This is a genomic window from Tenacibaculum ascidiaceicola, from assembly GCF_047470925.1.
GTDB classification, from domain to species: domain Bacteria; phylum Bacteroidota; class Bacteroidia; order Flavobacteriales; family Flavobacteriaceae; genus Polaribacter; species Polaribacter discolor.
This window is the reverse complement of record NZ_JAZKJP010000013.1, coordinates 62154-87553: the sequence shown is the minus strand read 5'-3', so window position 1 is coordinate 87553 and position 25400 is coordinate 62154. Positions and strand designations below refer to the sequence as shown.

Annotated in this window: 10 protein-coding genes; 2 read left to right on the top strand and 8 right to left on the bottom strand. The window is 31.7% G+C overall.

The genetic code is table 11. The annotated features are described in order from the left end of the window. The first annotated feature begins 215 nt into the window (after window positions 1–215). The gene (dnaE, locus tag VBY68_RS15055; protein ID WP_415270194.1) at window positions 216–4589 is read left to right on the top strand and encodes a DNA polymerase III subunit alpha; all 4374 of its coding nucleotides are present in this window, start codon (window positions 216–218) and stop codon (window positions 4587–4589) included. 1 nt (window position 4590) lies between these two features. Further along, window positions 4591–4944, top strand: coding sequence for a hypothetical protein (locus tag VBY68_RS15050; protein WP_415270193.1), 354 nt, complete (start codon window positions 4591–4593; stop codon window positions 4942–4944). A 9-nt stretch (window positions 4945–4953) separates the two neighbouring features. Here VBY68_RS15050 and VBY68_RS15045 read toward each other — a convergent pair whose 3' ends face one another. Genes VBY68_RS15045 through VBY68_RS15010 form a run of 8 tightly spaced genes read right to left on the bottom strand, consistent with a single transcriptional unit; the run spans window position 4954 to window position 25396 of the window. Further along, window positions 4954–5775 (bottom strand): hypothetical protein, encoded by an 822-nt coding sequence (locus VBY68_RS15045; RefSeq protein WP_415270192.1) that lies wholly within the window; start codon window positions 5773–5775, stop codon window positions 4954–4956. Between the two features lie 11 nt (window positions 5776–5786). Then, window positions 5787–7127: an ATP-binding protein gene (locus VBY68_RS15040; RefSeq protein ID WP_099215609.1), complete on the bottom strand. Its 1341-nt coding sequence runs from the start codon at window positions 7125–7127 to the stop codon at window positions 5787–5789. Window positions 7128–7139: 12 nt separating this feature from the next. Further along, window positions 7140–11426 carry a hypothetical protein gene (locus tag VBY68_RS15035; protein WP_415270191.1) on the bottom strand — a complete coding sequence of 1429 codons (4287 nt, stop codon included), beginning with the start codon at window positions 11424–11426 and terminating at the stop codon, window positions 7140–7142. Between the two features lie 12 nt (window positions 11427–11438). Beyond that, the gene (locus tag VBY68_RS15030) at window positions 11439–12530 is read right to left on the bottom strand and encodes an eCIS core domain-containing protein (RefSeq protein ID WP_415270190.1); all 1092 of its coding nucleotides are present in this window, start codon (window positions 12528–12530) and stop codon (window positions 11439–11441) included. Window positions 12531–12555: 25 nt separating this feature from the next. Then, window positions 12556–14334 carry a contractile injection system tape measure protein gene (locus VBY68_RS15025; protein ID WP_415270189.1) on the bottom strand — a complete coding sequence of 593 codons (1779 nt, stop codon included), beginning with the start codon at window positions 14332–14334 and terminating at the stop codon, window positions 12556–12558. Further along, the gene (locus VBY68_RS15020; protein WP_415270188.1) at window positions 14334–19454 is read right to left on the bottom strand and encodes a hypothetical protein; all 5121 of its coding nucleotides are present in this window, start codon (window positions 19452–19454) and stop codon (window positions 14334–14336) included. Before VBY68_RS15020 ends, VBY68_RS15025 begins: the two co-directional genes overlap by 1 nt. 45 nt (window positions 19455–19499) lie before the next feature. Further along, a complete protein-coding gene (locus VBY68_RS15015) occupies window positions 19500–22232 on the bottom strand; it encodes a YegP family protein (RefSeq protein WP_415270187.1) in 2733 nt (910 codons plus the stop codon). Next, window positions 22220–25396 (bottom strand): baseplate J/gp47 family protein, encoded by a 3177-nt coding sequence (locus VBY68_RS15010; protein WP_415270186.1) that lies wholly within the window; start codon window positions 25394–25396, stop codon window positions 22220–22222. The genes VBY68_RS15015 and VBY68_RS15010 overlap by 13 nt, the downstream gene beginning before the upstream one ends. Between the last annotated feature and the right edge of the window lie 4 nt (window positions 25397–25400).

Below are 25400 nucleotides of genomic sequence, written 5' to 3'. Positions count from 1 at the left end.
CAAATGTAATCTTATTAATTGATTATCAACTACTTTTTTTCATATTTCTTTTAAAATTAACCTATACTTAACACCCTTTTTTTATTACAATCAGCTATTCAAGCCTTTACCTTAACCAAAAACACTCGTTAATAACTTCTATTAATAGCAATACAAATTCTTCGTATTTTTACACTTTGTTTTACCCAAGACACTTCAATAAGTAATTTTTGCCCATGTATTTAATTTTCGATACCGAAACTACTGGATTACCTAAAAGCTGGAACGCTCCTATAACCGATACCGATAACTGGCCTAGAGCCATACAAATTGCATGGCAATTACATGATGAATTAGGGAATTTAATTGAACACAATGACTTCTTAATTCAACCTGACGGGTTTAACATTCCGTATGATGCAGAACGTATTCACGGAATTTCTACTGATTTGGCTATCGAACAAGGTATTCAGTTAAGTGAAGGTTTAGAGCTTTTCAATAAAGCTTTACAAAAAACGAAGTTTATTGTCGGTCAAAATGTTGGTTTTGATGTCAACATTATGGGATGTGAATTTCATCGTTTAGGTGTTGAAAATAATTTAACAGAATTACCTGTTTTAGATACTTGTACCGAACATACAGCACAACTATGTCAAATTCCTGGTGGTCGTGGAGGTAAATTCAAACTTCCAACTCTTACCGAACTACATAACCATTTATTTGGAACTGGTTTTGGAGAAGCACATAATGCTACCGCCGATGTTGAAGCTACCACTCGATGTTTCTTAGAATTAATTCGTTTACGCCAATACACCGAAGAACAGTTAGATGCTTCTTCTGATTATTTTAAACGTTATACAGAAGCTAACCCAAATCCGATACAAGTAATCGGACTTAAACACTTAAACCTAAAAAAGGAAAGTGAAAAAATTCGCAAGAGAAAATCTTCTGAAACCGATGAAGCGAATACAATTTCTACCGCAGAAGGATTAGCAGAACTTGAAGGCGTTAAGTTTGCTCACCTACACAACCATACTCAATATTCCGTTTTACAATCTACCATTCAAATTGGTAACATTGTAAATGCTGCTGCCAAAGACAATATGTCTGCAGTCGCAATGACTGATACGGGTAACATGATGGCTGCTTTCCATTTCGTACAAGCAGTTATAGGACATAACAAAGCAGTAGAAGCCGCAAATAAAGAAGCTTTAGAAAAAGGAGAAGAACCTACACAAAGTATTTTAAAACCTATCGTAGGTTGTGAATTCAATATTTGTGAAGACCACACCAATAAAAGTCAAAAAGACAATGGGTATCAAGTTGTGTTACTTGCTAAAAACAAAAAAGGATATCACAACTTAGCAAAAATGTCTTCTATTGCGTTTGTTGATGGTTTTTATTACGTTCCAAGAATTGATAAAAAAATTATCGAGCAATACAAAGAAGATGTAATTGTATTAACAGGAAATTTATATGGTGAAGTTCCTAGTAAAATATTAAATGTTGGTGAAACTCAAGCTGAAGAAGCACTACTTTGGTGGAAAGAGCAATTTGGAGAAGATTTATATATCGAATTAATGCGTCACGGACAAGAAGATGAAAGAGTTGTAAATGAAACCCTTCTTTCATTCTCAAAAAAGCATGACGTTAAAATTATAGCTACTAACAATACTTTTTATTTAAATAAAGAAGATGCCAATGCACATGATATTTTATTATGTGTAAAAGATGGTGAAAAACAAGCAACTCCTAAGGGAAGAGGTAGAGGCTATCGTTATGGATTACCTAACGACGAATATTATTTTAAATCTACCGAAGAGATGAAAAAACTCTTTGCAGATTTACCAGAAGCCATTATTAACATTCAAGAAATTGTAGATAAAATAGAACCTTTTGGTTTAGCTCGTGATGTATTATTACCTGCCTTTGATATTCCAGAAGAGTTTAGGGATGAAAAAGATTTAGAAGATGGTGGAAAAAGAGGTGAAAACAACTTCTTACGTCACTTAACTTATGAAGGTGCAAAAAAACGTTATGGAGAAATTACCGACAAAATCCGAGAACGTTTAGATTTTGAGCTCGATGTAATTGCTAAAACAGGATACCCTGGATACTTCTTAATTGTAGAAGACTTTATTCGAGAAGCCCGTAATATGGATGTATCCGTAGGTCCAGGGCGTGGTTCTGCAGCTGGTTCGGTAGTTGCTTATTGTTTATGGATTACCAATATTGATCCTATTCAGTATGATTTACTTTTTGAGCGTTTCTTAAACCCTGAACGTGTATCGATGCCCGATATTGATATTGATTTTGATGATGAAGGTCGAAGTCGTGTAATGGATTACGTAATTGAAAAATATGGTGCTAATCAAGTAGCACAAATTATTACCTATGGTACTATGGCAGCTAAATCATCTGTCCGTGATACCGCTCGTGTACTTGACTTACCTCTATTTGAAGCCGATAGAATTGCTAAGTTAATTCCAGGAATGAAGCTTAAAAAAATCTTTTCTTTAGATGAGAAAGGATTAAAAGAAAAACTTCGTTCTGAAGAAATTGAAATGGTTAATGAACTAAAAGCTATTGCTGATGGTAATGGGTTAGAAGCTGAAACCATTAACAAAGCTCGAATTTTAGAAGGTTCTGTTCGTAACACTGGGATTCATGCCTGTGGAGTAATTATTACTCCTGATGATATTACCAAATTTGTACCCGTATCAGTTGCGAAAGATTCTGACATGTACGTCACCCAGTTTGACAACTCGGTAGTAGAAAGTGCTGGATTATTAAAAATGGATTTCCTTGGGTTAAAAACATTAACCCTAATCAAGGATACGGTAAAAATTGTTAAAGCACGTCATGGTGTAGAACTCGATCCTGAAAATTTCCCCATTGATGATGAAGAAACTTATGCACTGTTCCAACGTGGTGAAACCGTAGGGATATTCCAATACGAATCTCCCGGAATGCAAAAATACATGCGTGAGTTAAAACCTACGGTTTTTGCTGACTTAATTGCAATGAACGCCTTATATCGTCCAGGTCCTTTAGAATATATTCCTTCTTTTATTAGAAGAAAACATGGTGATGAAGAAATTCAATATGACCTTCCTGCCATGGAGGAATACTTAGCTGAAACCTATGGAATTACAGTATATCAGGAGCAAGTAATGTTACTTTCGCAAAAGTTAGCTGATTTTACCAAAGGTGAAGCCGATGTACTTCGTAAAGCAATGGGTAAAAAGCAAGCGGCAGTACTTGCAAAAATGAAACCTAAGTTTGTAAATCAGGCAAAAGCTAATGGACATGATGAAAAAGCATTAGAAAAAATTTGGAAAGACTGGGAAGCTTTCGCATCCTATGCCTTTAACAAATCTCACTCCACTTGTTATGCTTGGATTGCCTATCAAACGGCTTATTTAAAAGCCCACTATCCTGCCGAATACATGGCAGCAGTACTTTCCAACAACATGAACGATATTAAAACAGTCTCGTTTTTTATGGAGGAATGTAAACGAATGGGATTAGAAGTATTAGGACCAGATGTAAATGAATCGTATGCTAAATTCTCTGTAAATAAAGATGGCGCTGTTCGTTTTGGTATGGCGGCAATTAAAGGTGTAGGTGGCTCTGCTGTAAAAGCAATTATTGATGAACGTAAAGAAAATGGACATTTTTCTTCAATTTTTGATGTGGCGAAACGTGTTGATTTACGTGTTGCTAACAAAAAAGCTTTTGAAGGTTTAGTATTAGCTGGTGGATTTGATTCCTTCAGCGATACTCACAGAGCTCAGTATTATGTAAAGGATGAGAAAGGGCAAACTTTTTTAGAAAAAGCTATCCGATTTGGTAACAAATTTCAAGAAAATCAGAATTCATCTCAGGTTTCTTTATTTGGAGAAGCTTCGGAAGTTGATTTACCAGAACCTTTGATTCCTGAATGTGAAACTTGGGGAACTATGGAATTGTTAGCTCGTGAAAAGGAAGTCGTAGGAATGTATATTTCTGCACATCCACTTGATGATTTTAAAAACGAACTAAAGTTCTGCAACGCTTCACTTGCACATTTTAAAAATATAGCTCAATATGAAGGTTTAGGACTTTCTTTTGCTGGAATTGTTACTGATGTACAACATAGAGTATCAAAAGCAGGTAAAGGATGGGCTTCTTTTATAATGGAAGACTATAATGACAGTTTTGAGTTTCGAATTTTTGGTGAAGATTACTTAAGGTTTAAACACTTTTTAGTTCCAAATTCATTCTTATTTATCAAAACTACTATCAAACCTGGTTGGACAAATAAAGAAGGTGTAAAAGGTGATCCTAGGGTTGGTTTTAATGAATTTTTACTATTGCACGATATTATGGATAAAATGTGTAAAAAACTTACTATAAAAATTCCGTTAAAAGAAGTAAAAGACAATACCATAAAGGAGTTACAACACTTATTTGCCACTAACAAAGGCTCACAAAGTTTATATTTTACCATTTGGGACGCTGAAGAAAAAATAGAATTAAGCTTACCGAGTAGAACCACTAAGATTAAAGTATCTAGTGAATTTTTAAAGGCTTTAGACGAACAGTTTATTAATTACAAGTTAAATTAAAATGCTACCTAGCTATCAAAACAGTATCGATTTATTAATAAATATAGCCAATCAAAAGTTATATAAACAGCTCATAGTTCAACTTAATAAAGATTTTAACCTAACTGGAATTGATTTGATCTTTTCTGAAAATAATACTCCTTTAGAATTAAAAGAAGAACTCCAGAAATCAATTAAAGAACTTGTATTACATGATTTTAGCTCGTACACCAACCTTTTATATCGTATTGATATTTCTGAAAAGGATTCACAAATTACTGAATCTAACGATATTGATAGGTATATCGAAAATATTACGTTCTTAATTCTAAAAAGAATCTGGAAAAAGGTATGGTTTAAAAATCAGTTTTCCTAATAAAAAACTTTAAGCTATTACTTCTTCAATAATAGTATTTAAATTATGGTTCTCTTCAAAATCTCCCAACCAGATTGCTGTTTCTTCATGATCTAAAAAGCTATTTAATGCTTCTCGCACAGCGGTTCTATTTTGTTGTGGTAAAGCTTCAATTACTTCTGTTAAATTACTTAATAAATGTTTTGGAGAAGTATTTTCTTCATATAGTTTAAATGCTATTTTACCTGTTATATCTAAAAACTTTATATAATTTGCTTTCGTAGTTATTGGTGTATTTATTCCTAATCTTTCAAAAACTTCTTTTACTACTCCTAAAGTTTGCCTTCCCCATATACCATCAACCAAAATTTCTTCTTTATAAATATGTTTTAAAACTAATTGCAAATACAATGTTTCCGATTTAGATGTTTCATTATAATCAACAGGAACACTTGTATCAACATGCCAATGATCTTTATGGTTTGGATAATAATAATTTAATACAATACCAAAGTGTTTTCTTAAAAAAGATTCCATGCCTAAATACAACTCTTTTTGATGAATAAAATTGGTTGTAACTAGAGTTTCATCACTCCAAAAAACAGCATCCAAATCAAATGCTTTTCCATGACCATGCTGTCCTGGTTTGTCTACAAAAATTCCTGCTGTTGTAATTACTTCAGGAACTCCTAAAGGACAATGTTCAAAAACTTCTTGAAGTGCATTTTCTAAAATACTTAAGAAACCTTCATCAACTGAAAAATTGCGCTGTTCTCCCCTAGTTCCGTATGGATGATTTGTTAATCTAGCATAATGTAAGGGGATACCATTTATTTGATTGATTGTTTTCATTACTGCTCTTTTTAAAGTTTAATGTTAATTGTTTTTCCTTCTTTTGTGTATTCTCTTTTTACCCCTTCTAACAAGTATTGCTTTTGTATTGTTTCTTTCTTATTAGCTATGGTTTGTAAACATGCGTATTGAATAATGTTCACTATATTAGAACCTGTTAAACTAAACTTTTTAGCTAACTCTTCTACACTTATAGTAGCTTCTAATTCAACATTCTCAGGTAAGTTATTTTCCCATAGAGTTAGTCTTTCTGTATAACCGGGTGCTTCAAACTCAATAATATTATTAAAACGTCTTGTAAAAGCTGCATCAATATTATTTTTAAAGTTTGAAGCCAAAATGATTAATCCAGGATGTGACTCTATTCGCTGAAGTAAATAAGAAACTTCTTGGTTTGCGTATTTATCATGAGCATCCCTTACACTTGTTCTCTTTCCAAAAATAGAATCAGCTTCATCAAAAAACAAAATCCAATCTTGGTTAATGGATTTATCGAATAATTTGGACAAGTTTTTTTCTGTTTCTCCAATAAACTTTGAAACAACCATTGACAAATCTACTCGATACACATCTTTACCTGTATATTTTCCAAGTAAACTAGCTGTCAACGTTTTTCCTGTTCCTGGAATTCCACAGAATAAAACTCGATATCCGGGCTTGATTTTTGTTCCCATTCCCCAATCATTTAACAGTATCTCTTTATATGCTAACCAGTTTTCTATTTCTTTAACATCGTTCAATGTTTTTTCTTGCAATACTAAATCTTCCCATTCTAAATCTGTAGTAATTAAACTTGCAGGAAAATCTTGACTCATTTGTGGTTTTAATTCTTTCCCTGTTAAAAACAAGTGTACATATTCCTCTGCCAAAATTAACTTACCACTCATTAAAGGCTCATCTTCAAGTTGCTTTTCAATTCTCAATACCTTATCTCTAAACAATTTACTTTCACTTAAAATAAATTGTAAACCTCTTTCTCTTGAAGCAAAATCATTACCTCCTAAAATATAAAGGGCTGTTTCACCTGTAGGTATAATTCCTCTATGATTTTTCCCTTTTACTCCTCCAAACTCTGGAAATTCACCTCCTTGTGGCAAAAACTCGCTAATGATATTGTTTAAAAAATTTGGAAACATATGAGGTACAAAAGCCAGTAGTAATAGAATAACATCTTCAGTTACTAAATTTTTATCATTCATAAAAGCAATCACAGGAGAAGGCACTCCATTGTAGTTTAACTCAAAATTTGGTTGCTTATACCCATTAAATTCGCTATCAATTCTATTGGTAATAAAATCTTGCAGTACTTTAAATACTCCTATTTTATTTATTTGATCTACCTCTATGTACATAATTACCTTATTTTATAATTTCTTTTTTTTCGTTCCGTCATTAGCAAATTTTGCTTTATAATTTTCTATAGATGCATCATAACCCTGATCGGTCCCAATAGATAGCTCTGTACCTGCTGCATTTTTAGAGAAATCATTTCCTAGTTTTTTGTATTTATCTTTATCGTATCGTTTGTCTTTTTTCATTTCTACACCAGTTGTTTGTAAATTATCTCCTTCTACCTCTGTATCGTCTTTAGAAGCAATTCCCTTTGATTTGTATGTAGTATTTAAAAACTGACCTGGTAAGTTATCAATATCCATAGTCATAGCTTGTTGTAAAGCCTTTGTCAAAGTACTTTTCGCTTTTGTTTTAATTTTCTCGTCTACCTTTTTCTTCCCTTTATTGTCTTTACCAAATTCCGTATCTAAAACTCCTTTTAGTTGATTGTTAACATTTGCATCATCCTTTATTTTTGCAGTAACTTCCATATTAAAGTTTGTTCCTCTAGACTTGAAGAAAGAGGCCAATTTATTCTCAACATGTGCCATTTCTTTTTGATTATACATTGGTGATGATGGATAAATATTCATTGCCGAATTAACTCCTGAACCTCCAAATTGATCTCCAATAATATGAGCATTATCAAATCCTGGAGTACCATCTTTTCCTGCTGATCCTCCATCCCATTTTCCTCTTCCTATTCCATCTGGCTTACTTGACAAATTAAATCCTTTTACTTTTCTAGTTTGCACTTTGTCTGAAATACCTTTTATAGCCTCATCAAAAGTGATATTTATCTCAAATGTTGGACTATCTTCTCCTGCTTTTGCTTCCTTTGCGTCTCCAGCTCTTTTTGTCTTATATTTTGCTGTATATACTCCATTCTTTTCTGTTAATTCCATTTCATCTGGAATAAAGTTTCCATGTGCTGGTTTGTAAGACTTAGATTTTCCTTTTTTTAAGACTCCTTCTTCAGCTCCATCACTTTCAATGTATATATTAGGATATGAACCAAATCCTTTTCCTGTTCTAAACTTATAGCTAGAATTTCTCTTATCAAGAATATAAACTTGTTTCTTGTCTATTTTATTAATATCTGTTTTTAATGCTTTTGTAAAAGACTCTAATGGAATACCTTCTTTATCTACCACCTTTTTATTTAAGTATTGATCTAGCAACGGTAAATTATCCTTTCCATCTCCTTTTGCCTGTACCTTACCAGTAGTATCATTAGGTGCTATTTTAATTTTAATATCTACATCGTTATCTTCTTTATCTTTTGCCAATGCATTAAACTTTATATCTAAATTTATTCCTTTTTTTAATTGTGGTTGGTATTTATTTTCTAGGGTTTTAGCTTCTTTCTTTTTTCTTGCATAAAACTTATCAAACGGTTCTCCTTTTTTTGCTTTTTCTCCTAATTTCTTTTCTATCTTACCTACAATCTTTTTATGTTTCGCTTTATCTTTTGCTGTTAATTTTGCTGGTTTTTGCTTTTTATTGTCATCTTTTATTTTTTTTGCTTGTCCTTTTTTAGGCTTCTTTTTTCCTAAAATCTTATTAAATATTTTTTTAGCTTTTTTAATAACTTTATTAATGGCTTTGTCTATTTTCTTTCTAACTTTTTTAATTATTTTTTGGATTTTCCCAGTGAGTCCAGTTACTCCAACCAAAGCAGCTAAAAAGCCTATTAATACTGGAATTGCTTTAGCTAAAGCAGTTTCAATACCTTTTGCTACTGCTTTGACATTTCCTTCTGCTAGAGCTTTAATACTATTTATAAACGCCGTAACTAATTCAAATATTTGTGCTGCTCTTTCAACAAAGAACTTTACAATATCTATAATCATCATTGCTGCTTTTACAAAAGCTCCTGCTGGACTTAACAAGCCCATAACCCACTTTATTCCAGCTTCTATAACTTTGGTTATAATCATATCTCGAATGGCATCCATAACCATTTCTTTGAGATTACCAAACTGTTCTTTTATATATTCCCAAAGCCCCATTACACCGTCTTTTCTAACTATCTGAAAAATTTCAACAGCTTTTTCCATACCTGCAACTACGGGCTCTCCAAGTAGTTTAACCGCTTTACTCCTAAAATAATCCCACGTTAATCCTAACATTTGAGTTACTAAGCTGAATATTCCTGAAAGACTAAATAAATTATCTGGTAAAGTAATACCTACGTTACCTAAAGAACCTGTAAGCCATTCTATTACTCCCTTAATCATGTGTTTTTTGATATTGTTCCCAAAATCAACAAAACCTTGTTTAACCCCTTGTATTAAGTTACTTAAAAACCCTATCGGGTCAGAAATTATAGCTCCTATTGCACTTACAGCTGCTGCTAGTAGATTAAGCAGCATATCTTTTATTTTTAAAATAGTTTTTATAACACCAGCTAATGCATTTAACGCTGCACCAATCCAACCAGCACTTACGCTTTCTTTTATTTCATTAAACTTTTCTTGTAAACTATCAACATTCTCTTTGTATGATTGTGCTAAATCAGCCGCTAATTCTTCCTGTTTTTCATAAACCGTATCTTCTAAATCTGCATATTGATCATTAAAGTCACTATAAGCATCTTCTGCTATTTTTTTTTGTGACTCGTCTAAACTGTCGAATTTTTCCTTTGATTTTCGTTTTCCTTCTTCAATAGCATCTAAAGCTCCGTTCAATCCATCGGCTATAATTATTGAAATATCATCTAAAACCGAGTTCATTTTACTAATAAACTTTCCTTTTTCAACTCTAAACAACTTATCTATAGCCTCTGTATCCTCTCCAAAAATCCAATCGTCTATAACTGTCCATCCATAAATTTCACCTAAACCGTCTTCAACATTTTCTTCAAAAGTTTTTTGTGCACTTTCTGCTTCTTCACTGAACTTTTTATCAACATCTTCTGAAAGCTTTTCTAAACTTTCAGTAACCGTCTTTTTTGTTTCTTCATAAATTGCTTCAAACTCAGCATAAATTCTTTCTTGCTCAGTTTTATCACTCGTTTTATTCTCCGTTTGATTAGCTAAAACATTATTCTCTGATAATACTTTAGCTGCTTGCATTTGATCTAACCCCTCTTTACTGTTTACTGCTGCTGTTTTTTGAGCTACCCCTAATTGAACTTGTTCTTTCTTTCTATACTTTACTGGTGCTAACTTTGCTTCAGTTTGAGCATTGTTTTTTTCTTCTAAAGCTCCTGTAAATTTAGGCTCGTTTGATTTTGCTAATTGCTCATCCGTCACCTTATTTTCAGCCATATAATCATCTAATGACTGACTTTCTTTTTCCATCGAAATCTCCTGAGATGTCTTAGGTTTAGGGATTGCTGCTTTGGCATTTAACGGTTTAGGAGAATTACCTGAATTTGTGGGAGGTAAAGGAACCGCTTCTACTGTTGGTTTTCCTGAAGCAGGAGCTGGTTTATCTGCCTCAGATTTCATTGGCCCCGCTAGCTTATCACTTTCAGCAGTAACTTGACCTGATATATTTTCTTTTATTCCCTGTATAGGTTTATCATCTCTAAATTCTTGTGCTTCTTCAGAATTTTTAGGAAGTTGTTTTTCTAAATCATCTAAATTCTTTTCTAGAAGTTTTTTAAACGATTCTGGAGTAAATGGTTCTCTCTTTTTTTCTTCTTCAGAAGTAGCTGATAATGACTCTGCATGGGCTTGCTGATCATTTTTAGTTGATTGTACAGCTGCTGATGGGTGGCCTGCTTGTTGCTGTTCGTTTACCTTAGCTTCTGGATCTGGATGTTGTGATTTTTCTTCTTTTACCTTTTCCGTTTTTTTAATTTGTTGTTGAAAAGCGTGATCATCTTCTGGCTTTGTCGGTGCTTTAGGTATTTTTTTCTCTTTAACTGCTCCTTCTTCTTTTTTTTCTTTTTCTGTGGTTTCTTCCTTTTCTTTTTTTCCTTCTTTAGCTTCTGTTTTTACTTGAGTAGTGTTATTACTTTTTGGTTCTGTCACAGAAGCACTTGCTCCTTTTGCACTATTTTTCAAACCATTAAAAGATTGCTTTTCTGCTACTTTTTTAAGAACCCCAACTTTATCTCCTCCTTCATTTTTTTCACCTTTTTCTTTTTCAGAAGCTTCTAAAACTGGTGTTTTTGGAATTACTGACTGTTCTTTTTTGATTGAAAGACTATCTTCATTTTTTATTTTTTTATTTTCTTTTAACGCAATTTCCTCTTGTTTTTTTTCAGGTTTAACCACCTTCATTTCTGGCTTGATAAAAGGTGTTGCTTCCTTACTTTTTAAAGAAGGATTAGAAGGTTTTGCTATATTTTGTTTTGCTCTAAACATTACTTATTGTCTTTACTGCCAAATACGGTAGTTTGCATCAAGCTTTAAGTGAGATCTTGAATAGATTTTTATGTAATAACTATCTCCAGGTGTAACACTAGCTATAGAAAAATTTAAAGTCCCAGGTATATTAGGTCCTAATCTTTTACTTCCTATACGAGTATCTCGTATTATACCACATTTATATACTTGCACACTAAAATCTTCTGGTCCTATACTTCCTGACCTATTATAGCTAACTGAAACCTCCCCATTAAGAGCTGAGCTACTAGACGGCTTAAACGTTTCTGAATAACATGTATGAACAAAACCTCTTCTACAATTTCCTCTATGGGGTAATGAATAGGTTGGTGAACATTCAGGATCAGAAAGTTTTTGAATCTTTTTTTGCACCATTCCTTTTTGTTGAATTGTATGTGTTAACTCATGCGCTAACAGGTGCTTTCCATCTTTGGAGTTTGGATTGTATTTACCTTTATTAAAATAGATATCGTTTCCATGCGTAAATGCTTGTGCTCCTATTTCTCGACTCAATTGTGCTGCTTCTGAATCGTTGTGAATGTTTACATGACTAAATTCTGCTCCAAAACCTGACTCCATTTCACTTCGTGTTTGTGCATCCATTTTTTGACCTCCAGTTCCTCTTTTTAACTTACTTTCAAAAGAAGGTTTATTTTTTTTTGAAGCAGATTTTTCTGTTTTTGACTGCACAGCTTCCTCTTCTTCTTGCCTTTGTACTTTCTCTTCTTTTTCACAATCATTGCACTTCGATTGTACTGTTTCTTCCTCTTCTTTACTTTGCACCGCTTCTTCTTCCTCCATCTTTTGAACGGATTGCTCGTCTTCAGTAGTTTCCATTTTTTGTACTAAAGGTGTTACTTCAGAAGCCAGCGGTTTTTGCTGTATTTTTTCTTCACTTTCTTTTTTTTGTATTGAATTAACTTTCTTATTATTTCCTACAACTTTATCAGCCATTTTATCTGCTTCAACTTCATATTGATCTCCTTTTTTTCCAAACGCTAGCTTTGGTTGAATAAATAAATCCTTTTTTTTATCCTTTGCTTGAACGTTATTAGCTTCTGGTTTTTTATCTCTTTTAAACATGACTTTCTATAGTTTTAGTTATATTTTACCAATTCGTAAAGATTAATTCCTTCATCCAAGGAAGTTTGCATAAACTTAAATTCCATGGTAATTTGGTGTCTAATAAGATATCTTGTGTTTTTCTTTCAACTGTTAGGGTAGGGTTGTCTTTAGTTAAATCTAGTTTTCCTTCTCTTTGTAAATACTCATTACGCAATAGGTCATTTGAAGAATTTTTTAAAATTGACCAATTTTGAAGTACTGCTCTTAACAATTCTTCTGACTTTTCTTTAAGCTCATCACTCAATACTATATTTCTTTCAATAGAACTTTGTATTGGTAGATTGCACAAAAACTTTTCAAAAATTAAATTGTTTTCAAACTGTTGTTCTTTTTTAGTTGCTACATAGTGCAGTAAGTGAATTGCTTCATTAGGTTTGATAATTTTATTCTCTTTATCTAAAAAACCACATGAATTGAAAAACTGTTTTAAAAAGGGGTGTAATAAAATTAATCCAGCGTTTCTTATAAGATGTGATTTAGGCTCACTTACAACTTCATTTTTACTTGAAAAAGTATTTTTTAACGCTTCTTGATGTCTCCTTTTATATTCAGCTCTCTTTTGGTCGTCAGTAATTTTCTCCGTTTTCAAGTTTACTCCTTTATCTTCATAAAGATTCTTACTTTTCGCTTGCATTTTTATTCTTAATTCTTCTTTTACTTCTTTACTTTTTTCTTTTGATGACGTTTTCTTCTTCTTTAAGACTTCTTTTTTGTTTTGAATATCTACTTTTTCTGGAGTTTTTTGTGAATTAGATTTACTTGATTCATTCTTTGGAAGAGTTAATTCTTCTGCTTTATTTTGATTTTTTTTGACTCCTACTTTATCTAGTTTATCAATACTTACATCTGATTTTTTTTCTTCTTTTTTACTTATAAACTCTGTATTGACAACCTCAATGCTACTCCCTTCTTTCTTCTTTTTAAACTCCTTCTGTTCTTTACTATTAAACTGACTTCTAAATATTCTTTCTTGAGAAGTTAACTCTTGTAAAAATTGAGTTAGATTTTTTGAAGAATTAAAAGCCTTTGTTCTTTTACATACCTCTATTTCTTCTTGAACTTCATTTACTATTCTTGAAAAATTATTATTAATTGTTGCTTTGATGAAAAACTTCCACACTTTATTCCTTATGATGTAGCTCTTAAAATCAATTTTTTTGATAGTTGATAGAAAAGTCTCATACCCCACTGGTTTATTGAAAACTCCTAGGAATAATATTTGCAACTCTTCAGTCTTAAACTGTTGAATCAATCGATTTTGTTGAACTGGATCTCTTAATGATTTTAAAAAACGTTCTTCAAAAAATTGACTTTCTGTTATTTCAAACAACATCTTTTTTGTAAAACTTTTCTCTTCTTTTTGATTCCACCAAGCTGTTGTACCATGTTGCAAAAAGTGAAAAAAAGCATCTAATTTAGATTCTGATGTAGTAACCTTTTTTATAGCTACCTTATGTAGTTCTGGGTCTTTGAAAATTGCTTTTAACTTTGTTATAAGTTGTTCTTTTATTGCTCTCTTTGTAGTGTTATCATTTATAGACTTATTGTTAGTTGATATATCTACTTCAATATTTAAGTTTTCTATTTGCTGAATGTATGCTTCATACTCAACTTCTTGAGAGTTGAAGTATTTTTCTATTTCTGGAAATACTTCTTCTTGCAAAAAGTCTTCGATAGTATTTTTATACTCTTCTGCTACTTTTTTACTTTTCGTATTTACCTCAACAAATACTTTTTGAATGGTATGTTCTTTAGCAACCATTACACGTTTTGCTTTAAGTTTTCATTAATAAACTTAGAAATATATTCAGCTTGAATCTCTGTTGTAAATTCCTCTAAAAACTGCAGAAAAGCTTCATTAGCTACTTTTATTTGATTTTCTTTGAAAGAGATAAAAGCACTATCTATTACCTCTAATAGTTCTAAGATAATTCCTCGGTTTTCATCTAACTCTAAAACCGTTTGTTCTTGACAATGAAGAATATTTAAAAGCAACCTTACTTCTGCTCTAAAATACCTTGTAAGTAATGTTCTATTTTCAACATCTTCAATAAGTAATTTTGATGTATTAATAAGTAACTTAGAAAACATTCCTCTTAATTGATTGTTGTTTTCTCCTGTTAAATAAGAGTTACTTTCATCTGTTATAATTGCTTTATAAGCGTCATTTGTAGGAACTACTACAACCATGTTAACATTAGTTCCACTACCTCCATCATTTATACTAAACTTATTTAACTTATAATAGTTTTCAACTTCTGTTTTTGTTATTTCCTCACAGGTTTTATCTTGTATTTTTCCTATTTCTATAACTTCTGTTGATGTATTCTCTCCACACTTACTTGCTACCGTTAAAGAGACTTTTACTAAGTCTCCATCAAAATTGCTCAGGTCTTCTGTTATTGTTGTTCTATTTACTTGAGGTTCTCTTTCAACTCCATTAATCACCCAAACATACTTGTCTCCTTTTTCTGAAGTATTTGTTAATGATAATATTCTAATTTCTGAATCAAAACTATAAGTAAAGCTTGCTTGTGGTGTCGCTGTTAAATTAATAGTCTGTGTAACAAAAGTTCCTACAAGACTTATACTTACAGTACCTGAATCTGTTAATCCTGAATTGGCTGGCACAAACTCCCATAATTTTGTTTCTTCATTAAACTTTACATTTCCTCCTGTAAGTTGTACACCTTCAAATTGTGGTCTTACTACAACAGGATAAGACTCTTTATCACTTAAACAAAAAGTGGTGTTTGGTAAGCTTATTGTAAACTCTGGGAAGGCTATATTCTTTATAAAATCTGCTTTAGAAAAACATCCGTTACCATCAGTAATCATTAATTTTATTGTGTAAGAGTTTCCTACACCTTCTTTTACTAATAACTGAGGATTAAACAACTCTGTCTCCGACTCAATGCTATTTACACTCCAATTAAACTTTAATCCTTCCGGTTTTACTCCTTCTGGAAGTATTGCTTCAAAAGCTGCTTCGTAAAATAATTGTCCGTCTTTCCATATAAATCTCGATTCGCTTCGTTCTGAAATACTTATTTGTTTAACTTCATGAATTGTTATTCTTGCATTTGTTGTTTGCCCGTCTTCTAAAAACTCAATAATTTGATCATAATTTTCAAAAGTGGCTACATCAATAACTAATTCATTATTCTCAATTGTAACACCTTTTATAGCTCCACCTTCAATAGTTATTGTTCCATTAACATTTGTAAATGGTATTCTTACTGTTTTTTCTTTAGTAAAATCGATACAGTATGACGATTCAATAGCCAACTCTGATGGCGTTAAGGTGTCAAACTTTATTGGGTTTATAGGAATTTCTTTTGAGCATGGTCCTAATGAAATTTTTAATGCTGGGTTTATTTCATTATTTATATCATCAATTGGTAATGTATAGTTATGGAAAACTTTGTTGTTTATTGGTGTATGTTCTACTCTATTACCATCTCCCATAAAGTCCCAAGAATACTTGATGTTATTAAAGAAATCAGCTCCGATAAAATCAGCATCTTTCCAATGTAATACATAAGTTACCCTAGCTTTAGATTTATCTTCATTGTATTCAATAGGTTGTTCTACTTCAACCAACAACTCTAATGCTGGATATACGATAAGTTCACAATCGGTAGGTTCATCGTTTACTGTAAACTTCATTGGTTTACCTAATAAACTTTTATCAGTTTTAGTAACATCAATTTTCCATTTTTCATCTTCTGGATCTTTAAACACTCCTGATACTACTCCTTCTGGAGCAATTGCTTTTACCTCTCCGTCTATAGGTCTTACTGTAAAAATTAAAGGTTCAATTACAGTCTCTTTTTTCAAACATATAGTACTTACTGGTAAACTTAAAAATGGTGGTTCTTTTGGTATAATAAAGTTCACTGGAGCACAGTCTGAACAACACATATATGGCAACGAAAAGTCTGCTACTACCGTGTTTTTCAATGTTTCATTTTCACGAATCACTTCATTTTCGTCAAAATACAATCGTTTCTTGGTTTCTAAAACAACAGGATTATATATCTGTAAAAAATACTCGTCTTTAGGTACTAAATGATCCTTGATAGTAATACGCATTCCTACGGAACCATCTTTATACATTGTAGTTTCTTCTGCACTAAGAATTTTAGATACACCTGCTCTGAACCAAGTTCTGTTTAAGAACGCTGTAAAATTGCTTACTGTTTCGGCTAATGTTTTTCCTACTAAAACAACGTCTTGATTAAAAAACAGTCTGTTTTTTAGGGTGAAATAGCTTCCATCTACAAATGAAAACTCAATACTAGAGCTTTTATCCCATAAGTTAATTACACCTCCATTTTTATAGAGTATTTCTTTTTCAAGGAAAGTATCATTCGATAGTAAAAAATCATCTTTTATAAAGTCTGTGTCTGTATTTGATATAATAGGTTGATTTTTAAATACAACATCTAACACTACATCATCAAATGTATTTTTATCTGCTGCATTTTCATTTACATATACCATTACAAAAGTCCCTCCTGGAATAACTCCTGCTTTGTGTTCAAGTCCTGGATGTTGTTTTACAAATTCTGAAAGTTGTATTCTTTCTAAAATCTTTTTCTTTCTTTTATCTATTTCTGCAAGTAGTGTTTCTAACTTTTTCCCTGAACAACAAACAATTGACAACTGATTAATTAATAGACCTAAAATTTGTTTGGTTGATAGTTCTAATGAAGTACTATTATACTTTGCTTGTAGTTTTTTTACTCTTTTACACAACTCTGCTATCGTTAGTTTATAACTTGTTAACACAAGACTATCTATATCTCTTATATTTAATGGGATTTTTGTATCTAAAATATAGGTATGAACTAAGGTTTCTGTAAGATCTGTTAAAATAAAATCGCTAAGCGTTGGTTCTTCTTTCCAAACTTCTTTTTCTTTTAAAGCTTCAGTTTCTTTATTTAATTCAACGATAATGTCGCTGGCTGATCCGTATTTGTTTTCATCGATTACTCGGTCTATCAAAAACCCTATTGAGTCTTCCTCTTTTGTTAAACTATCTTTTACAATGTTTTCTTCCTCTAAAAACTTATTATATTCTTTGGTTCCGATATCATACTTATACGCAAAATCTTCCTTAACACTTGCCTCTTTAGAAAGTAAATCCATTCTACTGATATACTCTTTTACTAATGGAATTTCTTCTTTTATGGGTTCTTTTTCTAAAATACTTATTTTGTCTTTATAGTTGACCACGTTATCTACTACTGTGTTAGTTTTTGGATCAGTTAATTTAAAGGCTGAAAATGTTTTACTTACTTCTGATAAAATACAATTCTGTTCTGCTCTCCATGCATTCAACAACATTTTTAAGTCTTCAAACTCGCACTCGTAATTGTTTATATTAATAGTTTGTTCTGTAGCGTTAATGGAAAGTGTTTTCACATCAAAACTCAATCCGTTATCTTTTTTAAGTTTTAAGATTTTTGCTAAGGCATCTCTGTACATTTTACCTTGATGTCCTTCTATTCTATAAAAATCATTTTTATCAATGTTATATAATAGTGGTTTTTGAATTGCTGCTGAATTTTTAAGGTTTTCTTTATGATAGCTTAAGTTTTGATTTGCTCTATAGTTTTTTGTTTTGTTAAAGTCCCATCTCTTTAAAAACTGTGAAGAAACATTATAATAAAAAGGAACAGCTTTTTCACTTAATGTGGTATGTGCTTGCGATGGGGTTATTACCACATCTTTTGATTTTGTTTTTCCTATATAATTACTCGAAATGGCAATTGCTCTATCAATTAACAACTGTATTTTTTGAAGGTTTTCATTTTCATGACCTACAATAGTTGATTTATAAAATCGGTGACGTAATTCTGGATATTCTGTTTCTTTTTTCAACTTTCCTAACATTATATGCTTTGGAAAGGCTCCAATATTTGGACAACAGTTTACATTGATGTGTAATAGTAGTTCTTTAATTTCATTATACGTATCTACCAAATCTTTGATAACATCGTACCTATATTGAAAATCTAGTGGAACAGCCAAAGAACTGAAACTAAATAATGATTTTATTTTAGTGGCTATTGATGGTTTTTGAAATTTTGAGAATATTGTATCAAAGCCTTCAATTAAATCTATACTAATACTTGTATCTTTAACTACACTATCAAACTGTGCTTTTAACTCTGAAAATGTTTTGGTATTTTTTTCGTTTAGCACCACTCTTTTTGCTTCTACAACAGGTAGTTCGTTGTTAAGTTTATACCAATTGTGTTTTAAAAAGATAGTATCTTTAGCTGCAATAGCTTCTAAATCTTCAATACTTACAAGTAACACGCGTAAATTATTGATTTGCTCAATACCTTGATTATCGCATGTTAGTTTATTACACAATACGTCTTCATTTGGATATTGTTCTAGATACAACAAAACAGCCATTTTTTGTATCTCCGGAAACTCAAGCAAAGGGGTATACGACTCATCTTCTTCACTGTGTAACTCCCATAAATTATATTGATTACCCTGAGCATTTTTAAACCTCTCATATTTACCGTCGGTATCTTCAAACTTTTTGTAGAACGAAAATACTTTTGACTGTAAGTTTTCTTCTATTAGATCAAAAAACTGAACTAAATCTCCATCGGTAGTTACGGCTGTTCCTTGAGTAATTTCAATACTCGACACTGCTGTTTTATCTATAGTAAACTTTGGAATTACTTTAAACCCACAGGCTACTCCAACACCACTTAAACCTAGTCTTGACAAACGGTTTTGATCATCAAAGTAATCGATAAATGTATTAAGTTGTGTTTCGGTTAATACTTGATTAGCATTAAACTTGCTATATTCAGTTGTAATTTCTCTTAGTTTCAGGTTAGTCGTTTCCATACGTATTATGTTTTGGCTGTGTTAATAAATAAACACGTACTATTTTTATGAGTTTTCTTCGTTTGTGTTTTCTTTTTCTGATTGTAAGTTTCCTATACTAGATTGGTTTAGTATAATTCTTCCATCTAATGCTTCGTCTTCGGCGTTACAATCGGTTAATCTTCCTACAGGATAAATCGTGTTTAATTGCTGTATAGCATGTATTAAGTTTGGCAACTCATTATTCTCTGTAGGTTGTTCTTGTTCTAAGTTTGTTTTTGCAAACAGGTACTTTTTATATGCGTTTTCGAACTGCAACAAATCATTTTCATTATCAGGTACAATTCCTTTTCGTTCTCCTACCCAACAAATTCTTGGTAAAACATGTGCTGGAAGTTCTTGTCGAATAACATTTTCCATATAGCGTCTAAAATCTGGGTTTGAAAAACGATAAGTATATCCTGATAAAACGATACTTACTCTATAAGAATAAGGATCAATCGTTCCACAGTCTTCACAATCTTTTGCGCAAATAGGTAAGAAATTTTTTGAATTGTTAGTGGTAACATCTGGACGCAATAACATGTGCTCTACTAAAAACATTCCTTCTTCAGTAAAATCTTTTTTCAAAAAAGAAATTATCTCTAACAATACTTCTTTTAAATCATTACTATCTGTATAGTATTTGTATTGTTTTGCTATAATATAATCAGAACTACTCTTTGGTTTTTCTGGATTAATAACATCAAAAGAATACTTTACTGGAATAGAAGGTTTTGATGGTGTAGATTCATGTATTCTTATAAATCCAATTTGCATATTATTTGTAATACCCTCTTCAAAAGCTTCCTCTATATCTTTTTCTTTGGTTTGTACAATTTGTAATACTGCAAAGTATAATTCTTCAATAGCAAAAACTTTTTTAGCGTAGTTTTCAGTTGCTGACAATAGTATGTTTCCATTATTATCTTTTAACCTCCATCTATATGTATTGCTACCTTCTGTTACTTCATAAATATCTACATTGGTTTCCGTTAAGTGTCTTCTTTTCTCATTAGCAATCCCCATTAAACGTGCTATACGTTTTTGAAATCCGGATACATTATTTGTGTCCCATAAATTTTCTTGAAGTTGTTTGTAATAGTTAAAAGCTACACCTCTTTCGCTACTTATTACTTTATAATCTTTTAAAAAAGCTTCTTTATTTGATAGCACAATTTCATCAGTAGCTGTTCCATACAACGCTTTCATAATAAATGTGTATTCTCCAAATCGTTCTGCAAAACGTGCTAACAAATGATCTAAAATAGAATTTCTGCGTTCTACATTATTATCAAACTGATTGAATAATAGCTTTGTTAATTCATCATCATCTGACTGTGGATATTCACTTACGAGCTCATCAAAATCTTTAATATCTTTTACTGCTTGTGTAAAAAATGTTCGAGTTTCTTGTCCGCTAACAGACAATAATGTTTTTACTTCTGATAAGTGTTTGAAATAGGTTGCTAAGATTTGATCGAAAAATGTTAAATACGCCTTTAGCTGTTTGGCTTTTGCTTTTCTTTCATTGGTTACATGTATTGCTAAGCCTTCTTGACCAATTCCGTAAGTATCAGGAAAATCGTTTTGAATAGTGGTATACTCACCAGCTCCTATTGAGCTCCCTTTTGGCTGTAATAAAACCTTCTCATCAGCTGTTATTTGTTGTGAAGCAATTTCATCTTCTTTTAATTGTTTTAAGTACTCATCTACTCTATCATAGTTTAAGTTGAGAGGAAGGAATCCTTTACTAAAATTAAACGTACTCTTTTCACACAATACTGGTTTTTTATCTGGATCGATACAAACTATCCATTTATTTTCTTGAACAATGTTTTCATCGCAAAATCCTACAGAAATATCTTTAATTAACTTTACTCCATCAATATTCATGATGATTTTCATCACATCAGAAAGGCGCACTTCTTTTCTTAATTCTGCTTCTTTGAGTTCTTCCGTATCTATAAACCCGTTTGTTAATACCGGACCATCAAACACCTCATCGGTAGTATATCCTTTATCAAGCATTTGTTGCACTGAATAAAACTGTAATGACGGTGATAAGTAATTCTCTATCTGAAATAAAATATTAGCATACACCCACTCTTCATCAGCTTCTGGCACAACATCAACATTGGCACAAATGGCAATAGGTTGTGTAGCTACTTCATTTATGGTTATTAAATCTTCACATAAATTCCTATTCTTATGATACGCTGTTTTGATATTCGGAAAAACCTGCTCTTTTGTATAACCTTCTTCTAAATCAACCAATAATGAATACAGTCCCTTTAACTTAAAGTCTTTTTGGAACTCTGGTAAAATACCTTCAAAATTTTTGTAGCTTAATTTGTTATTCTTACAGTCAACAAACACTTGTTTATCATAAATTCGTAACCAACAGTTTTTTACTCCTTCTAAATCAATAAACAGCTTTCTATAATCTAACTCATTGACTGGTTTTGTTGGAAAAATTTCTGAAGCTTTATAAAACTGTGCTTGTAGCGATAAGTTCGGATCTTTGGATGCTAATAAATCTTCTAGTGGTGTATTGATACGCATTCCTAAATCGGTAATAGCATAACACAACATTTCTAAAATAGTTACTCCAGGATCGTGCGAGTTGAAGTCAGTCCATAACTTACCTCCAAATGTTTCTAAATAAGAAATTCCTTCTTTCCTTAAAAAAGAAAAATCTAAATCGTCTTTGGTAGATATATTCTTCGGAATATTGATATGTTCGTTTATAGCTGACATGTTTGTTCTATGATTTTTTTGGTTCCTTTACAAGTCGTTAACACAGTACTTACGTTATGCTTCTTTGCTGATACTAGTATTGATTTTGGATCGCTTGGTTCTATTTTATACACATTAGCATCTTCATTCATCGTTACATTTTGCAAATAATCTACATAGGGTAGTTTTTCTAGGTAATCAATTAAGACACTTTTATGTAGCATAATTCCGAAGGTTACTTCTTTGGTCTCATCAAACGCCCAAGGAGATAGAAACTTTGTAATGTCTGTTTTTAATTGTTCGGTATAGAAATTTTCATCATATCCATCATAAAAGCTAACTTCTAAACCTATGCTTACTTCTTCGTAATTAGGATTGATTACTTCAGCATTTACATGCAAGGTGTTTAATGAATTGATATAGTTTGTAACACTATTTAAAGCGGCTTTACTTACTCGTGGTTGATAAATATCAAATACATTTTTATTTACAGTATCTGGTACAACTACTAAAGTAACATGACCTGCTGCTGTAAAACTTGTTTGTGAGGTATGGTTTAAGCATTTTACCTTATAAATTTCTGGGAATTCTTGAAGAATTAAATGCTCGTAATCCCACAAGGTTATTGCTCTGTTTTTGTGACGCAAACGCTCGCTTATTCTTCTGTAAAAATTATCGTCTGATTCTTCTGGACTTCCTCCAAAAGAACTGTAAGGTTGTGATACTGATTTAATTTGTGGTATCCGTGTAACCATTTTTTTAATGGTTCCGCTAGGTAGTCCGTTTTTTAAATGACTTACCTCATTATTGTTGTTTACAAACGATGTTTCTACTGCTTGAGCATGAATACCAATGGCCTTACATACTGCTTCAAATGATTTACTCATTTGTGCTTTTATCCAAGTATATCCTGATGGTAATAATGTATTATTTGAAGTTGCTTCTTTAGGTATTGAAAACTTAACAATTCCTGATTTTAAGAAGTTATCTGTGTTATTAGAAATGATATTGTTTTCTAACGTTTTCCACTTATTATTACATAATATCGACCAGTTTATCTTTTCATTTTCTCCGAAGCTTTCTACTAGTGGATTTTCACTTCCTTCTAATACTTGGATTAACAGTGAAAGGTTTTGTTGAGGTTCTAAGTTTTCTATTCCTAAAAATAAATGACCTCCTATACAATATTTTGGTACTAGTGTGATTTGAATAATATCTTTATCAAAAACATCTACAATTCCTTTTTCTTCTTGTAAGTATTTCTTCTCTGCGTAATTTTCTTCATGCTGACCAAAAGGATGTTCATGAAAAAGCTGAATGCGATTTCCTTCCAAATCCATTTCTTCCAGAAGCATGGTTTCTTCTGCTGTATAATCTACAGAAATTGATTCTACTAATGGAGTGTAAGGCTCATTAGGAAAAATAATATCTTTATCATCTGCACTTACTGCTAATGCATACAATTTAGGATATAATTCGTGTAAAAAAGATTGTTCTAAACTAAGTTGTAAGGCTTCTGCTTTTCCTATTTCATAAGCATTTGCAGTATTTTCTACTTCAAACTCTGACATATAGCTTACCTCATCAGTCTCTTCATCTATCTCTTTTATAAAGAGATTTTTTATTTCCCCTACAGTTTCATTGGCTTCTCCTGCGGCGTGTAATAATCGTTTTTCTACTTTAAAATGCGTTTCATTATTCACCAATAAGGCTCTTTCATCTATATCTTTTTTAAGTACCTCAATATATTTATTGATTGATGAATAGTTTGGTGATGTTACATATGCTTCATACCACTCTTTAAAATCATCTGGCGTATTTTTCCAACGAAGGTTTACCGTGAAACTTTTCCATTTTTTCGAGAACGCTTCATTATAATTTACACTAAAATTAGATCCTTCAATAGGACGTGTAGTAAAAGGGTGAAATGGTTTTTTAGTTCTTACCGTTCCATTATCATTTTCTACAGTTGCCGACTTTACTCCTTTGACATCTGTTTTTATCACTACTTTTTCAACTATGTTTCCTGCTAAAAACCTATAAAAATCATATCCTATGGCTGTTGAAACATCAAATTCAAAACGCACTAACGGATGTGAAGTTTTATATTTTGTTAGTAAAAACTCTTCGTTATATCCTAATAATGCACCTGAATCAAGTCCTAATGTAAATGTGAAACTTATTTGATTCGTAGCAACTAACGCTCCATCATTTACATTGTTAATAGCAACCAGTGTTGGTTCAATCCACTTTTCTTTTCCGCTTCCAAAAATTTGAACGGTTTGAAGTAGTTCACTTACATCAAAAGAGTTTTCTTCAAAGTTGTTTTTAAAATTAATGGTTATCGTTACTGTTCTATCTCCTTCTTGCAACAATAACATTGGTGAGGCGATTGAAAAGCCTACTACTGCATCTGGCAATTCAGCAGCATTTTTTCCACTTGCAGGATATCCAAAGGGATACCAATACGGAGCATCTTCAGGAAGTGGTTCTTCAAAACCATCTTTTGTGTTAGCTACTGCACTTGCTTTTATCTTTTTTAAACTTTCTGAATTGTTATTGTAAATGGTTTTTATGGCTCCTACTGAGGCTTTGTTTACTATTAATTCTTCTGTTGTTTCGTAAACCAACGGATTTCCTAGGCTGTCTTTTTTCGCATCAAGTAAGGTTCTTTCTTCAATTCGTTCGTCAGTAATCTTTTTTGCTAATTCAAAAATTATATGCGCTTGATCTGAAACAGGTTCTCGCTTTTGAACTTGTAATATTTCTTTGTAATAAAAATCTAAATGACGTTTGGTTAAATTATTAAATCGTTCTTTTGAAAATTCTAATAACTCTAAGAAGCAAACAAACAAGGTTAAATGCGGACTCAACTTTCCTTCCTCCGTATATCCATTAAGAGTTGAGCTAATGTTTTCTTTTAATTTTTGATATTCTCTAGTGCCTCTAAAAGGAATATCTGCTGTAGTTAATTTTTTAAAAAAATCTTGCCAATCTCCAGATGCTACTTTATGATTTCCTGTAGGAAAGTAATTTAATTTTTCAGCAAAATTATAAGCAAACAAAATCCAATCTTCTATAGTAAAATCGTGAAGTTCGAAATTATCAGGATCTAATGCGTCAATATAACGCAGCTCTTGTCCTGTTCCGTTTCGCTGTAATATGCTAGAAATGATTTTACTCATGGTG

Excerpts from the sequence above, each read along its gene's own strand:
- VBY68_RS15015 (WP_415270187.1), bottom strand. The coding sequence starts at position 22,232 with ATGTCAGCTATAAACGAACATATCAATATTCCGAAGAATATATCTACC.
- dnaE (WP_415270194.1), top strand. The coding sequence starts at position 216 with ATGTATTTAATTTTCGATACCGAAACTACTGGATTACCTAAAAGCTGG.
- VBY68_RS15020 (WP_415270188.1), bottom strand. The coding sequence starts at position 19,454 with ATGGAAACGACTAACCTGAAACTAAGAGAAATTACAACTGAATATAGC.
- VBY68_RS15030 (WP_415270190.1), bottom strand. The coding sequence starts at position 12,530 with ATGTTTAAAAGAGATAAAAAACCAGAAGCTAATAACGTTCAAGCAAAG.
- VBY68_RS15010 (WP_415270186.1), bottom strand. The coding sequence starts at position 25,396 with ATGAGTAAAATCATTTCTAGCATATTACAGCGAAACGGAACAGGACAA.
- VBY68_RS15045 (WP_415270192.1), bottom strand. The coding sequence starts at position 5,775 with ATGAAAACAATCAATCAAATAAATGGTATCCCCTTACATTATGCTAGA.
- VBY68_RS15035 (WP_415270191.1), bottom strand. The coding sequence starts at position 11,426 with ATGTTTAGAGCAAAACAAAATATAGCAAAACCTTCTAATCCTTCTTTA.
- VBY68_RS15040 (WP_099215609.1), bottom strand. The coding sequence starts at position 7,127 with ATGTACATAGAGGTAGATCAAATAAATAAAATAGGAGTATTTAAAGTA.
- VBY68_RS15025 (WP_415270189.1), bottom strand. The coding sequence starts at position 14,334 with ATGGTTGCTAAAGAACATACCATTCAAAAAGTATTTGTTGAGGTAAAT.
- VBY68_RS15050 (WP_415270193.1), top strand. The coding sequence starts at position 4,591 with ATGCTACCTAGCTATCAAAACAGTATCGATTTATTAATAAATATAGCC.